This window comes from Pseudomonas sp. HMWF032 (assembly GCF_003060885.1).
Classification (GTDB): domain Bacteria; phylum Pseudomonadota; class Gammaproteobacteria; order Pseudomonadales; family Pseudomonadaceae; genus Aquipseudomonas.
In genome coordinates, this window is sequence record NZ_QAIG01000005.1 from 1,338,376 (window position 1) to 1,352,418 (window position 14,043).

Annotated in this window: 13 protein-coding genes; 10 read left to right on the top strand and 3 right to left on the bottom strand. The window is 61.9% G+C overall.

The features are described from left to right. The first annotated feature begins 6 nt into the window (after nt 1-6). The 3 genes from gatB to DBR00_RS08955 all read left to right on the top strand — a co-directional run bounded on the left by gatB (nt 7) and on the right by DBR00_RS08955 (nt 2,295). Nucleotides 7-1,455, top strand: coding sequence for an Asp-tRNA(Asn)/Glu-tRNA(Gln) amidotransferase subunit GatB (gene gatB / locus DBR00_RS08945; protein ID WP_108489389.1), 1,449 nt, complete (start codon nt 7-9; stop codon nt 1,453-1,455). 73 nt (nt 1,456-1,528) lie between these two features. Further along, nucleotides 1,529-1,900, top strand: coding sequence for a septal ring lytic transglycosylase RlpA family protein (locus tag DBR00_RS08950; RefSeq protein WP_108489388.1), 372 nt, complete (start codon nt 1,529-1,531; stop codon nt 1,898-1,900). A gap of 17 nt (nt 1,901-1,917) precedes the next feature. After that, nucleotides 1,918-2,295, top strand: a complete 378-nt coding sequence (locus DBR00_RS08955) for a carboxymuconolactone decarboxylase family protein (protein WP_108489387.1) — start codon at nt 1,918-1,920, stop codon at nt 2,293-2,295. A gap of 57 nt (nt 2,296-2,352) precedes the next feature. On the opposite strand, the gene DBR00_RS08960 is transcribed toward DBR00_RS08955, so the two are convergent. Further along, complete coding sequence (locus DBR00_RS08960; protein WP_108489386.1) at nt 2,353-3,294, bottom strand: AEC family transporter; 942 nt, start codon at nt 3,292-3,294, stop codon at nt 2,353-2,355. A gap of 323 nt (nt 3,295-3,617) precedes the next feature. Between DBR00_RS08960 and DBR00_RS08965 the strand changes: the two genes are divergently transcribed. Next, the gene (locus DBR00_RS08965; protein ID WP_108489385.1) at nt 3,618-4,925 is read left to right on the top strand and encodes a CitMHS family transporter; all 1,308 of its coding nucleotides are present in this window, start codon (nt 3,618-3,620) and stop codon (nt 4,923-4,925) included. A gap of 224 nt (nt 4,926-5,149) precedes the next feature. On the opposite strand, the gene DBR00_RS08970 is transcribed toward DBR00_RS08965, so the two are convergent. Next, nucleotides 5,150-5,710 carry a response regulator transcription factor gene (locus DBR00_RS08970; protein ID WP_108489384.1) on the bottom strand — a complete coding sequence of 187 codons (561 nt, stop codon included), beginning with the start codon at nt 5,708-5,710 and terminating at the stop codon, nt 5,150-5,152. A gap of 12 nt (nt 5,711-5,722) precedes the next feature. Continuing rightward, the gene (locus tag DBR00_RS08975; protein WP_108489383.1) at nt 5,723-6,976 is read right to left on the bottom strand and encodes an ATP-binding protein; all 1,254 of its coding nucleotides are present in this window, start codon (nt 6,974-6,976) and stop codon (nt 5,723-5,725) included. A gap of 204 nt (nt 6,977-7,180) precedes the next feature. On the opposite strand from DBR00_RS08975, the gene DBR00_RS08980 reads away from it, so the two are divergent. The 6 genes from DBR00_RS08980 (at nt 7,181) to DBR00_RS09005 (ending at nt 14,039) form a co-directional block, all read left to right on the top strand. Next, complete coding sequence (locus tag DBR00_RS08980; protein ID WP_108489382.1) at nt 7,181-7,891, top strand: SIMPL domain-containing protein; 711 nt, start codon at nt 7,181-7,183, stop codon at nt 7,889-7,891. A gap of 233 nt (nt 7,892-8,124) precedes the next feature. After that, on the top strand, nt 8,125-9,723 hold the full coding sequence (locus DBR00_RS08985) for an ABC transporter substrate-binding protein (protein ID WP_108489381.1): 1,599 nt from the start codon (nt 8,125-8,127) through the stop codon (nt 9,721-9,723). A gap of 285 nt (nt 9,724-10,008) precedes the next feature. Next, a complete protein-coding gene (locus DBR00_RS08990; protein WP_108489380.1) occupies nt 10,009-11,019 on the top strand; it encodes an ABC transporter permease subunit in 1,011 nt (336 codons plus the stop codon). Between the two features lie 152 nt (nt 11,020-11,171). Then, on the top strand, nt 11,172-12,083 hold the full coding sequence (locus DBR00_RS08995; RefSeq protein ID WP_108489379.1) for an ABC transporter permease subunit: 912 nt from the start codon (nt 11,172-11,174) through the stop codon (nt 12,081-12,083). Between the two features lie 10 nt (nt 12,084-12,093). Further along, nucleotides 12,094-13,068 carry an ABC transporter ATP-binding protein gene (locus DBR00_RS09000; RefSeq protein WP_108489378.1) on the top strand — a complete coding sequence of 325 codons (975 nt, stop codon included), beginning with the start codon at nt 12,094-12,096 and terminating at the stop codon, nt 13,066-13,068. Then, nucleotides 13,068-14,039: a peptide ABC transporter ATP-binding protein gene (locus tag DBR00_RS09005; protein ID WP_108489377.1), complete on the top strand. Its 972-nt coding sequence runs from the start codon at nt 13,068-13,070 to the stop codon at nt 14,037-14,039. Before DBR00_RS09000 ends, DBR00_RS09005 begins: the two co-directional genes overlap by 1 nt. Nucleotides 14,040-14,043: the final 4 nt, after the last annotated feature.

The following is a 14,043-nucleotide window of genomic DNA, read 5'->3' on the forward strand; positions in this document are numbered from 1 at the left end:
ACTGACATGCAATGGGAAACCGTAATCGGGCTGGAAATTCACGCCCAACTCAGCACCCAATCGAAGATTTTTTCCGCCAGTGCCATCGCCTTTGGTGCCGAGCCCAACACCCAGGCCAGCCTGGTTGACTTGGGCATGCCCGGCACCCTGCCGGTGCTCAATGCTGAAGCCGTACGCATGGCCTGCAAATTCGGCCTGGCGATTGACGCCGAAATCGCGCCACAGAACGTCTTTGCGCGCAAAAACTACTTCTACCCGGACCTGCCCAAGGGCTACCAGACCAGCCAGATGGATCACCCCATCGTCGGCAAGGGCTTCCTCGACATCACCCTGGAAGACGGCACCAGCAAACGCATCGGCATCACCCGCGCCCACCTGGAAGAAGACGCCGGCAAGAGCCTGCACGAAGACTTCCACGGCATGAGTGGCATCGACCTCAACCGTGCCGGCACGCCGCTGCTGGAAATCGTTTCCGAGCCGGACATCCGCTCGGCGAAAGAAGCGGTGGCCTACGTTAAGGCGATCCATGCGCTGGTGCGCTACCTCGGCATCTGCGACGGCAACATGGCCGAAGGCTCGCTGCGCTGCGACTGCAACGTCTCGGTGCGCCCGGTCGGCCAGGCCGAGTTCGGCACCCGCGCCGAGATCAAGAACGTCAACTCGTTCCGCTTTATCGAAAAAGCCATCAACCATGAAGTGCAACGGCAGATCGAGCTAATCGAAGACGGCGGCAAGGTGGTGCAGGAAACCCGCCTGTACGACCCGAACAAGGACCAGACGCGCTCCATGCGCAGCAAGGAAGAAGCCAACGATTACCGCTACTTCCCCTGCCCGGACCTGCTGCCGGTGGTGATCGAACAGAGCTTCCTCGATGAAGTACGCGCCAGCCTGCCGGAGTTGCCGGTGCAGAAACGTGAGCGTTTCGAAGCGCAGTTTGCGCTGTCCGCCTACGACGCCACTGTATTGGCCGCCAGCCGCGAACTGGCCGACTACTTTGAAGCCGTCGAGAAGACCTGCGGTGATGCCAAGCTGTCGGCCAACTGGGTGATGGGCGAGCTGTCCAGCCTGCTCAACAAGGACAACCTGGAGATCGAGCAATCGCCCGTATCCGCCGAGCAGTTGGGCGGCATGATCCTGCGCATCAAGGACAACACCATCAGCGGCAAGATCGCCAAGATGGTCTTTGAAGCCCTGGCTGCCGGTGAAGGCGCAACGGCTGACGAGGTGATCGAGAAGAAAGGCCTCAAGCAGGTCACCGACTCGGGCGCCATCGAAGCTATGCTGGATGAAGTGCTGGCCGCCAACGCGGAACAGGTCGAGCAGTACCGCGCCAGCGACGAAGCCAAACGCGGCAAAATGTTCGGCTTCTTCGTCGGCCAGGCCATGAAAGCCTCGAAAGGCAAAGCCAACCCCGGCCAGGTGAACGAACTGCTGAAGAAAAAGCTCGAAGCCTAAGCCTTGCCGTCACACACAACGCCGGGTCAGCCCGGCGTTGTTTTGTCCGCTGCCAAACTGCCCGGGAGCCGCCATGCGCCTGTTACTGATCGCCATCACCAGCTTGCTGCTCAGTGCCTGCGCCAGCCATCAGGGCCCGGTTGACCCGCAGGGTTACCGCGCAGAGGGCCAGGCCTCCTATTACGGTGCGCGTCACCACGGCAACAAGACCGCCAGCGGCGAGCGCTTCGACCAGAACGCCCTGACCGCCGCGCACCGCAGCCTGGCCTTCGGCAGCCTGGTGCGGGTGACCAACCTGCGTAACGATAAAAGCGTGGTGGTGCGCATCAACGACCGCGGCCCCTACAGCAAAGGACGAATCATCGACCTGTCGCACAAGGCCGCCGCGCAAATCGACATGCTCCGCGCCGGCGTGGTGCCGGTACGCATCGAAGCCCTCGAGTGATTCTACGGAGAACCGTTATGAGTGAAGAGCAGAAAAGTGGCCTGCAGGTACGCCGCGAAGTGATGGGCGACCCCTTCGTCGACCGCGCCCTGAATAACGCCACCGACTTTACCCAACCGCTGCAGGACTTCGTCAATGAGCACGCCTGGGGTGGCGTGTGGAACCGCGAGGGCCTGGATCGCAAGACCCGCAGCCTGATCACCCTGGCTGCACTGACCGCCCTGAAATGCCCGCAGGAACTAAAAGGCCATGTGCGCGGCGCGCTGAACAACGGCTGCACGGTCGAGGAGATTCGCGAAACCTTGCTGCACTGCGCGGTCTACGCCGGCGTACCGGCAGCCATCGACGCTTTCCGCGCAGCGCAGGACGTGATCGACGACGCCCAGAAAGCCTGACCACCGCATAACAAAAAGCCGGGCAACGCCCGGCTTTTTGTTATGCATGCAAACTCACTAGATCCAGCCGCCCCACTGCAGCACAAACAGCCCGATATTGGTGGTGATCGCCGCCGCCAGGGTGGTGATAACGATGATCGCCGCCGCCAACTGATGGTTAGCGCCCGCTGCCTTGGCCATCACGAAGCTGGCTGCCGCCGTTGGGCTGGCGAAGAACAGAAAGAGGATGCCCAGCTCGGCCTCGCGGAAACCGCAGAGGAACGCGCCAAGGGTGCCCAGTAGCGGCAGCCAGACCATCTTCATCACACTGGCCCCCAAGGCCAACTTGCCACTTTCACGCAGTGAAGCCAGCGACAGCGTGGCACCAATACAAATCAACGCCAACGGCAAGGTCAGCTGCGCCAGGTATTCACCCGAGGTGGTCAACCAGACCGGCAGCCGAACCTGCCAGTAGGCGAACGGGATTGCCGCCAGTACACCGAGAATCAGTGGATTACGCAGAATGCTCTTGCTGATGCTCCACACGCTGGCCTTGGCATTTGGGCTGTAGATCGCCAGAACAATCGCCGACAGGCTGTTGTAGCTGAGGATGACCACGCCACCGAGTATGCCGCCGAGCGACAAACCGTAATCACCGTACAGGCTGGTGGCCAGCGCCAGGCCGATGATGCCGTTATTGCCGCGAAACGCCCCCTGCACATAGACGCCACGCTCCACCCGCGGCACCCGCCACAGTGCCCAGCTCCATACCAGCAGAAAGCCCACCACCGTCACCAGCACAAAATAACCGAGCAGCGCCGGCTGCAGCGCGGTGCGCAGATCGGCATGCAGGATGGCGAGAAACAGCATGGCCGGCATGCTGACGTTGAACACCAGGGCGGTAGCAGTGCTGACAAAAGCGGCGTCGACCTGCCCCAGGCGCTTGAGCACCATGCCAAGAAACAGCATGGCGAACACCGGCGCGGTGATGCCGAGAATTTGCGAGAAGATTGCCAACATGCCAGAGCGCCGTACAACGGAAGGCCGCGAATGATAACAGGCCAGACTTTCAGCCCGCTTTCATGGGGATACGACCGACTGCAGGCCCGCGAAAGCTGGCTGAAAGCTTGCGTTCATAGAATCGCCCACGGCTGACTCGACTCGGCCACCCCGGCTGCCAGCACGCCTGCGCACCTGACAAAAACAACAACGGTGATTGCCATGTTTATTTTGCTGCTCTGCCCACGCCCGCGCGCACCCCGTCTCCGCCCCGCTCGACTGCAACCGCTGCCCACTTAAGGCCGCGCCCCGCTTTTCGCACCCTACCCACCCGGAGACTCGTCATGCTGACTTTCCTTGGCTTTGCCATGGTCATCACCTTTATGTACCTGATCATGAGCAAGCGCCTGTCGGCGCTGATTGCCCTGATCATCATCCCGATTATTTTCGCCCTGCTCGGCGGCTTCGCCAGCCAGATCGGCCCGATGATGCTCGAAGGCATCGGCAAGCTCGCGCCGACCGGGGTGATGCTGATGTTCGCCATCCTCTATTTCGCCATCATGATCGACTCGGGGCTGTTCGATCCGCCCGTGCGCCTGATCCTCAAACTGGTCAAGGGTGATCCATTGAAGGTCGCCGTCGGCACCGTGGCCCTGGCGCTGATTGTCTCGCTCGACGGCGACGGTTCCACCACCTACATGATCTGCGTCGGTGCCATGCTGCCGCTGTACAGCCGCTTGAAGATGAGCCCGACCATCATGGCCGGCCTGATCATCATGGCCGGCGGTATCATGAACATGACACCATGGGGTGGGCCGACCGCCCGCGCCGCCAGCGCCCTGCATGTCGACCCCTCGGATGTGTTTGTGCCGATGATTCCGACCATGGTGATCGGGGCCATCGTGCTGTTTGCCGTCGCCTATTTCTATGGCCTGCGTGAGCGCAAGCGCCTGGGCATTCTGCAACTGCCGGACGAGCAAACCGGCCAGGATCAGATCAGCGTTTCACAGTACCCAGAGGCTCGCCGTCCCAAGCTGACCCTGATCAACGCTGCCCTCACCGCGGTGCTCATGACGACGCTGATTGCCGGCCTGCTGCCGATGCCGGTACTGTTTATGATCGCGTTCAGCATCGCCATGATCATCAACTACCCCTGCCTGCAGCAGCAGAAAGAGCGCATCGCCACCCACGCCGGCAACGTTCTGGCAGTGGTCGGATTGATCTTCGCCGCGGGGATCTTCACCGGCATTCTGTCCGGCACGGGCATGGTCGACGCCATGTCCAAGAGCCTGCTGGCAGTCATCCCTGAAGCCCTCGGCCCGCATCTGGCAGTGATCACGGCACTGGTGAGCATGCCGTTCACCTTCTTTATGTCCAACGATGCGTTCTACTACGGCATCCTGCCGGTGCTCAACGAAGCCGCCGCCACCTACGGCATCAGCCCAGTGGAAATGGCCCGCGCTTCGATTGTCGGCCAACCGGTACACCTGCTCAGCCCGCTGGTGCCTTCGACCTATTTGCTGATCGGTCTGGCAAAGATCGAATTCGGCGACCTGCAGCGCTTCACCCTGAAATGGGCGGTGCTGATCTGCCTGGCCATCATGTTGGCGGCACTGCTGTTGGGCGTGTTCCCACTATTTGCCAGCCTCTGACGACTGGGAGTCCGGAGAGTGGGTTAGCGGCGCTAAACACCGATCCAGCAGCGGCAGATAGACGTGGTGCACCGGTGGCGGGTTACGCCGCCCCGTCATGGCGAATGGATCGACAAGCGCGGCTGGCGGCTAACCCACCCTACGGGTGAGCAACCGCTAACTCAGACATAACCATTTAAAGAAGCCCGCGGCAGCGCTTTAGCCAGGCTGCCGCATTACAGGGCTCAGCGGCGTACCGGGCGCTTCTGCAGCTTGCGCTGCAAGGTCCGTCGATGCATGCCCAAGGCGCGGGCAGTGGCGGAGATATTGCCTTCATGCTCGCTGAGCACGCGCTGGATGTGCTCCCACTGCAGGCGATCGACCGACATCGGGTTGTCCGGCACCAGGCTTTCCAGGTCGGCATGTTGAGTCAGCAACGCGGCCAGCACATCATCGGCATCGGCCGGTTTGCACAGGTAATTGCAGGCACCGCGCTTGATCGCTTCCACTGCCGTGGCAATGCTCGAATAACCGGTAAGGATCACCACGCGCATTTCAGCGTCCAGTTCAAGCAGCTTGGGCAGCAGCACCAGCCCGGAATCGCCCTCCATCTTCAGGTCAACCACGGCGTAATCCGGCAGATCCTGCTCAGCCAGAGCCAGGCCTTCCTCTGCCGAACCGGCGGTAGACACACGCAGGCCACGACGACTCATGGCGCGCGCCATCACACGGGTAAACGTCGGATCATCATCAACCAGCAGCAGGTGAGGGTGTTCATCACCGTCGAACAGCACTTCATCGCTCATTCGGGTATTTCCTTAGGCTCGACCATAGGCACGCGGCAATTTCAGCTCGGTGAGCGTGCCACCTTCTTCGTGGTTATACAGTTTAACCGTACCGCCGGCACGAGTGACGCTGGCCTGACTGAGGAACAGACCCAGACCAAACCCCTTGCCCTTGGTGGTGAAAAATGGCCGCCCCAGTTGCTCGGCAATCGCCAGCGGCACACCGGCGCCAAAGTCACGAATGCTCAGGCGTAGCCACTGGTGGTCCCAGTCCAGACGAATATCCAGTTTGTCCGGGCAGGCGTCGGCCGCGTTGTTCAGCAGATTGAGCAACGCCTGGGTCAAATCGGCCGGCGGCATCATCTTTGGGGGGGTACCACGCCCCAGACATTGATAGCGATAACTGGCTTCCGGGCGCATCAGGTGCCAGCGATTAAGCGTGGCTTCCAGCCACTCGACTGATGACAGCTCGATCACCGCCTGACGGCGATCCGCCTCGGCAGCGCGCACCAGTTGCTGCAGGGTTTCCTTGCACAGCTTGACCTGTTCCTGCAGCACCGCAAGATCCTCTTGAAGCGTCGGCTCCTGATGCTCGCGGCGCAATTCCTTGATCAGCACACTCATGGTCGCCAGCGGCGTACCCAACTCATGCGCAGCACCCGCCGCCTGAGTCGCCACGGCGAGCAACTGCTGGTCACGCAAGCCTTCTTCCCGACGCTCGGCACGCAGCTCTTCCTGACGGCGCAGCTCTTCAGCCATCTTCGCCACGAAGAAGGTGATCAGCCCGGCAGCCAGGGCGAAGCTCAGCCACATGCCATAGATCAGCAGGCTCTCGCGTGGACCGGACGGCAGGTCCAGCGGGTGCGACCAGACCAGCAGAAAGGTGTAACCGCCCAGCGCCAGACCGGAGAGGGTGATGGTGTAGAGCCAGGGCAGGGTCGCCGCAGCGATGGTCAACGGCACCAGGTAATAGGAGACAAAGGGGTTGGTTGAGCCACCCGAGTAGTACAGCAGCAGGCTGTGGATGATCAGATCGCAGCCCAGCTGTACCGCGTACTCCTGCTCGGTCACTGGCCATGGCCCACGCAGGCGCAGTGCAGTGAGCAGGCACAACACCAGGGAAATGCCGAGGGTGACGCTCAGCTCCAGCCAGGGCAGCGGTAACGCGCCAGACTTGTACGCCAGCCCCACGGAGCCGGCTTGTGCAGCCAGCACCAGAATGCGGATCAGGGTCAGTCGCCAGAGGTTTTGCCGGCTCGCCGACAGCAGCTGCACAGGTGCGAGCATAGAGTCTCCAAGGTGCTCAGATTGCCCATCGGGTGGGCCGCAGGAGTATAACCAAGCCTCTGGGCGGCCAACTGCGGCAACGCGCCGCAGCGGCGAGCTTACTGAAAAAAGTGGAACCCGATTTAACCCGCCTAGTCAGATAGCTTCGTCTACCCCCTGGAAAGCTGCGCATACCCCGTGCGCTCACCCTCTGAAGGAATCATCATGCTGTCACTGTCCCGCCTCACCACTGCCCTGCTACTAAGTGCTACCACCCTGCTGAGCGTATCCGCCGTGGCTGAAGACGCCCGCTATAACCAGGTCGCCCTGCGCGCTGAAGTCAGCCAGGAAATCGCCCACGACCTGATGCACGTCACCCTCTACAGCGAAGCCCAGGACAGCGACCCAGCCGCTCTGGCCGCGCAGATCAGCCAGACCCTGAATGCCAGCATCGCCCAGGCGCGCAAGGTCAAAGGCGTCAGCGTCGCCTCCGGCAGCCGCAACAGCTATCCGGTGTACGACGAAAAGGGCCAGAAAATCACTGCCTGGCGCGAGCGCGCCGAGCTGCGCCTGGAAAGCGCCGACTTCAGCGCGCTGTCCAAGCTCACCGGGGAAATGCTGCACACCCTGAAAATGGGTGGAATGAACTTCAGCATCGCCAGTGACACCCGCAAGACCCACGAAGATGCCCTGCTCAAAGATGCCGTGGCCGCATTCAAGGCCCGCGCGCAACTGGCCACCGAAGCCCTCGGCGGCAGCGGTTACAAGCTGGTCAGCCTCAACCTCAACAGCGGCGGCTTTCAACCCCCGATGCTACGCATGGAAGCCATGAAGGGCGCCGCAATGATGGATGCAGCCCCGTCACCGGAAATCGAGGCAGGCTCCAGCCAGGTCAGCATCAATGCCGACGGGGTGATCGAAGTGCAGATGCGCTGAAAACTGCTACATCTTGCTACATATGAAAGCAGCGCCGTTGTCCGACGATAGCGGCGCTTTGCCATGAATTAACCACCGATTTACAGAAATGCGACAGCAACATACAACGCTACCGCATTTCCAGCTCGCAACATGACATAGCCCTTGCCGGCGGCATAGGCTCTGCATAGTTTCACCCAAGGCCTCTACAAGGGGCCCCTCAGGATCACAACCACAATAACCATGAGGTCACTATGCGTAAGAACGCCGTCATCCAGGCTTTACTCGCCGCTGGGCTGATCGCCAGCACACCCCTTGCCAGCGCTGCCGGCAACCTGGTGTTCTGCTCAGAAGGCAGCCCCGCCGGGTTCGACCCGGGTCTGTACACCACCGGCACCGATTTCGATGCTGCTGCAGAAACCGTATTCAACCGTTTGAGCCAGTTCGAACGTGGCGGCACCAAAGTGATCCCCGGCCTTGCCGAGAAGTGGGACATCAGCGAAGACGGCCTGAGCTACACCTTTCACCTGCGCCCGAACGTAAAGTTCCATACCACCGAGTACTTCAAGCCGAGCCGCAGCTTCAACGCCGATGACGTGCTGTTCACCTTCCAGCGCATGCTCGATAAAGAGCATCCGTTCCGCAAAGCCTACCCCTCGGAATTTCCCTATTTCACCGACATGGGCATGGACGCGAATATCGCCAAGATCGAAAAACTCGACGACATGACCGTCAAGTTCAGCCTCAACGAAGTCGACGCCGCCTTTATCCAGAACCTGGCAATGAGCTTCGCCTCGATCCAGTCCGCCGAATACGCCGACAGCCTGCTCAAGGCCGGCAAGGCCGCCGAGATCAACCAGAAGCCCATCGGCACCGGCCCATTCGTGTTCAGCCGCTACCAGAAAGATGCGGTAATCCGCTTCAAGGGCAACAAGGAGTACTGGCAACCGGATGAGGTGAAGATCGACAACCTGATCTTCGCCATCAACACCGACGCCTCGGTGCGCATGCAGAAGCTCAAGGCCGGCGAATGCCAGGTCACCCTGTTCCCGCGCCCGGCGGATCTGGACGCGCTGAAAAAAGACCCGACCCTGGACATGCCCGAGCAGGCCGGGTTCAACGTCGGCTATATCGCCTACAACGTCACCCACCCGCCGTTCGACAAACTCGAAGTACGCCAGGCGCTGGACATGGCGGTGAACAAGCAGGGGATCATCGACGCGGTGTACCAGAGCGCCGGCCAACTGGCGGTTAACGGCATGCCGCCGACCCAATGGTCGTATGACGAGGGCATCAAGGACCCCGCCTACAACCCGGAAAAAGCCAAGGAACTGCTCAAGGCTGCCGGCGTCAAGGAAGGCACCGAGATCACCCTGTGGGCCATGCCCGTGCAGCGCCCGTACAACCCCAACGCCAAGCTGATGGCTGAAATGCTGCAAAGCGACTGGGCCAAGGTCGGCATCAAGGTCAAGATCGTCAGCTACGAATGGGGCGAATACCTCAAGCGCGCCAAGGCTGGCGAACACGACGCCATGCTCATCGGTTGGAGCGGCGACAACGGTGACCCGGACAACTGGCTGGGTACCCTGTACGGCTGCGACGCCGTGGACGGCAACAACTTCTCCAAGTGGTGCCATGCTGACTACGACAAGCTGGTGAAAGCTGCCAAGCGGGTGACCGATACGGCAGAACGCACCGAGCTTTACAAGCAGGCTCAAGTGATTCTCAAGCGTGAAGTTCCGATCACCCCGATCGCCCACTCCACGGTCTACCAGCCGATGAGCAAGAAGGTCGTGGACTTCAAGATCAGTCCGTTCGCGCTGAACTCGTTCTACGGCGTGGGCGTCAAGTAACAGCGGCTCTCGACCATGCTGGCGAGCGGCTTACCCCGCCACTCGTCAGCCGGACAACGGCGGCCTACCCGGCCGCCGTTTGCTGGCTCCGTATAATCCGAGGATTGCGCTGATGACTGGACCTATCTGGCCCGACCGAACCGCCAGGCGCCCTGTTGCCTGCCGCACCCTGCCTGCCACAGGCGCGCTCAACCGGCACTTTACTGCCGAGCCACTCGTCGCACTACAACAGCGTCTGGCCATGCAGCCCGATGCACGCTCACCTTTTTTGGAGCACTGACCCGCATGCTGTCCTTTATTGCCCGACGCCTGCTATTGCTGATCCCCACCTTTTTCGGCGTCACCCTGTTGACCTTCGCGCTGATCCGCATGATCCCCGGCGATCCGGTGGAAGTGATGATGGGCGAACGCCGCGTCGACCCGGAAATGCACGCCCAGGCCATGGAGCGCCTGGGGTTGAACAAACCGCTGTATGCCCAGTATTTCGACTACATCGGCCAACTGGCCCAGGGCGACCTGGGGCAATCACTGCGCACCCGGGAAAGCGTGTGGAGCGAATTTCTCACCCTGTTTCCCGCCACCGTCGAACTGGCCCTGGCCGCCCTGCTGTTCGCCGGCACCCTGGGGTTAGTTGCCGGTGTGATTGCCGCCCTCAAACGCGGCTCGCTGTTCGACCATGGGGTGATGGGCATCTCGCTGGCCGGTTATTCCATGCCAATTTTCTGGTGGGGCCTGCTGCTGATCATGTTCTTTTCGGTGTGGCTGGGCTGGACGCCGGTATCCGGGCGTATCGACCTGCTCTACGACATCCCGCCAGTCACCGGTTTTATGCTGATCGACACCTTGCTCTCCGGTGAAGAGGGCGCCTTTGTCGACGCCCTGCGCCACCTGATCCTGCCGGCCATCGTGCTCGGCACCATTCCGCTCGCCGTGATCGCGCGGATGACCCGCTCGGCGATGCTCGAAGTGCTGCGTGAAGACTATGTGCGCACGGCCCGCGCCAAGGGCCTGTCGCCGGCTCGCGTGGTGTTCGTACATGGCCTGCGCAATGCCCTGATCCCGGTGCTCACGGTGTTCGGCCTGCAGGTCGGCGCGCTGCTGGCGGGCGCGGTGCTGACCGAAACCATCTTCTCCTGGCCGGGCATCGGCAAATGGCTGATCGAGTCGATCAGCGCGCGTGACTACCCGGTGGTGCAAAACGGCATTTTGCTGATCGCCTGCCTGGTGATCCTGGTCAACTTTGTGGTGGACATCCTTTATGGACTGGCTAATCCACGCATTCGCCATCAGCGCTAAGAACCTGCCCATGGCCTGCTGCGCGTCGGCGATACCGCGTCAAAACAAGCTTCGGAATGCTCATGTGCAACAGCACACTCCGCTTCCTCAGCTGCTTTTTCCTTGTCTCGCGCTAGCTCGCGAGGCCATGCACAGGTTCTACGGAGCCCACTATGACAACTGAAACCCTAAGCACCAGTCTTGACCAATCGCTGCTCTACCCTTCACCGCTCAAAGAGTTCTGGCAGGCCTTTGCCCACAACAAGGGCGCGGTCGCCGGGCTGGCATTTATGATCCTGCTGGTGATCTGCGCACTGTTTGCGCCCTGGATCGCCCCGCATGACCCCAGCGAGCAATACCGCGACTTTCTACTCACTCCGCCGGCTTGGCTGGAAGGTGGCCAGCTGCAATTTCTGCTCGGCACCGATGAAGTGGGCCGCGACCTGCTGTCGCGGTTAATCCATGGTGCACGACTGTCGCTGCTGATCGGACTGGCCTCGGTGCTGATGTCGCTGATCCCCGGCATCCTCCTTGGGCTGGTTGCCGGTTTCTTTCCGCGCCTGCTCGGCCCGTCGATCATGCGCCTGATGGACATCATGCTGGCCCTGCCCTCGCTGCTGCTGGCAGTGGCCATCGTCGCCATCCTCGGCCCAGGGTTGATCAACACCATCTTTGCCATCGCCATCGTCTCGCTGCCGTCTTACGTGCGCCTGACCCGCGCCGCCGTGATGGGCGAGCTGAACCGTGACTACGTCACTGCCGCACGCCTGGCCGGTGCCAGCCTGCCGCGGCTGATGTTTATCACCGTGCTGCCCAACTGCATGGCGCCACTGATCGTGCAAGCCACCCTGAGCTTTTCCTCGGCGATTCTCGACGCCGCCGCCCTGGGCTTTCTCGGCCTCGGCGTACAACCGCCAACGCCGGAGTGGGGCACCATGCTGGCCTCGGCGCGCGACTATATCGAACGCGCCTGGTGGGTGGTCAGCCTGCCGGGCCTGACCATTCTGCTCAGCGTGCTGGCAATCAATCTGATGGGCGACGGGCTGCGCGATGCACTCGACCCGAAACTCAAGAATGCGCAGTGAGGAACCCTGCATGAGCCTGCTGGATATCAAAAACCTCAGCGTGCGCTTCGGCGACGCCACGGCCATCCCGGTGGTCGACGGCCTCGACCTGTGTGTGGAGAAGGGCGAAGTACTGGCGATTGTCGGCGAATCCGGCTCCGGCAAATCAGTGACCATGATGGCGCTGATGGGCCTGATCGACGCACCCGGCATCGTCACCGCCGACAGCCTGCAGTTCGACGGCACCGACATGCTGCGCCTCAAGGGCCGCCAGCGCCGGCATATCGTCGGCAAGGACCTGTCGATGGTCTTTCAGGACCCGATGACCGCACTCAACCCCAGTTTTACCGTGGGTTTCCAGATTGAAGAAGTGCTGCGCCAGCACCTCGGTCTCAAGGGCCAGGGCGCCCGTACGCGCGCCCTGCAACTGCTGGAACGGGTGGAAATCCCCGCCGCCGCCAGCCGCCTGAATGCCTATCCGCACCAGCTGTCAGGCGGCATGAGCCAGCGGGTGGCGATTGCCATGGCGATTGCCGCCGAACCGAAACTGCTGATCGCCGACGAACCGACCACGGCGTTGGATGTGACCATTCAGGCGCAGATCATGGACCTGCTGGTAAGCCTGCAGCGCGAGCAGAACATGGGCCTGGTGCTGATCACCCATGACCTGGCCGTGGTCGCCGAAACCGCGCAACGGGTCTGCGTGATGTATGCCGGGCAAGCGGTAGAGATCGGCAGCGTGCCGCAGCTGTTCAACGCGCCCAGCCACCCCTACACCGAGGCGCTGCTCAAGGCGATTCCCGAACACAGCCAGGGCCAGCGCCGCCTGACCACCCTGCCCGGCATTGTTCCGGGCCGCTATGACCGGCCACTGGGCTGCCTGCTTTCACCACGCTGCCCCTACGCCCAGGCGCATTGTCGTGAACAACGGCCGAGCCTGGATGCCCATGAACGTGGCGCGGCGCGCTGCTTCTACCCGCTCAACCTGACTGCGGAGGTGGCCTGATGAGCGCCGTCCTGACTGCTCGCGACCTCACCCGTCACTACGAAATCTCCCGTGGCCTGTTTCAGCCCAATGCCCAGGTGCAGGCGCTGAATGGCGTGTCCTTTGAACTGCAGGCGGGCAAGACCCTGGCGGTGGTCGGCGAGTCCGGCTGCGGTAAATCCACCCTGGCCCGCGCCCTGACGCTGATCGAGGAGCCCAGCTCAGGCTCGCTGCAGATCGCCGGGCAGGAAGTAACTGGCGCCAACAAGGCGCAGCGCAAGCAGCTACGACGTGATGTGCAGATGGTTTTTCAGAACCCCTACGCCTCGCTCAATCCACGGCAAAAGGTCGGCGATCAGCTGGGCGAGCCGCTGCTGATCAACACCGGCCTGTCCCGCCTGGAACGGCGCGAGCGGGTGCAGGCAATGATGCAGCAGGTAGGCCTGCGCCCCGAGCATTACCAGCGTTACCCACATATGTTCTCCGGCGGCCAGCGCCAGCGCATCGCTCTGGCGCGCGCCATGATGCTGCAACCCAAGGTGCTGGTGGCGGACGAGCCAACCTCGGCGCTGGACGTGTCGATCCAGGCCCAGGTGCTCAACCTGTTTATGGACCTGCAAGAGCAGTTCAACACCGGCTATGTATTTATCTCGCACAACCTCTCGGTGGTGCGCCATGTGGCCGATGATGTGCTGGTGATGTACCTCGGCCGTCCGGTGGAAATGGGTCCCAGCGAGCAGATCTACAACCGCCCGCTGCACCCGTATACCCAAGCGCTGCTGTCCGCGACGCCGACCATCCACCCTGACCCGAGCAAACCGAAGATCAAGATCAGTGGCGAGCTGCCCAACCCGCTATCGCCCCCCAGCGGTTGCGCCTTCCATCAACGCTGCCCACATGCCAGTGAGCGCTGCCAGGTTGAACAGCCGGCGCTGCGCCTGCTCGATGCCCGGCAAGTGGCGTGTCACCATGCCGAGCAGATCAATAGCTAAAGGA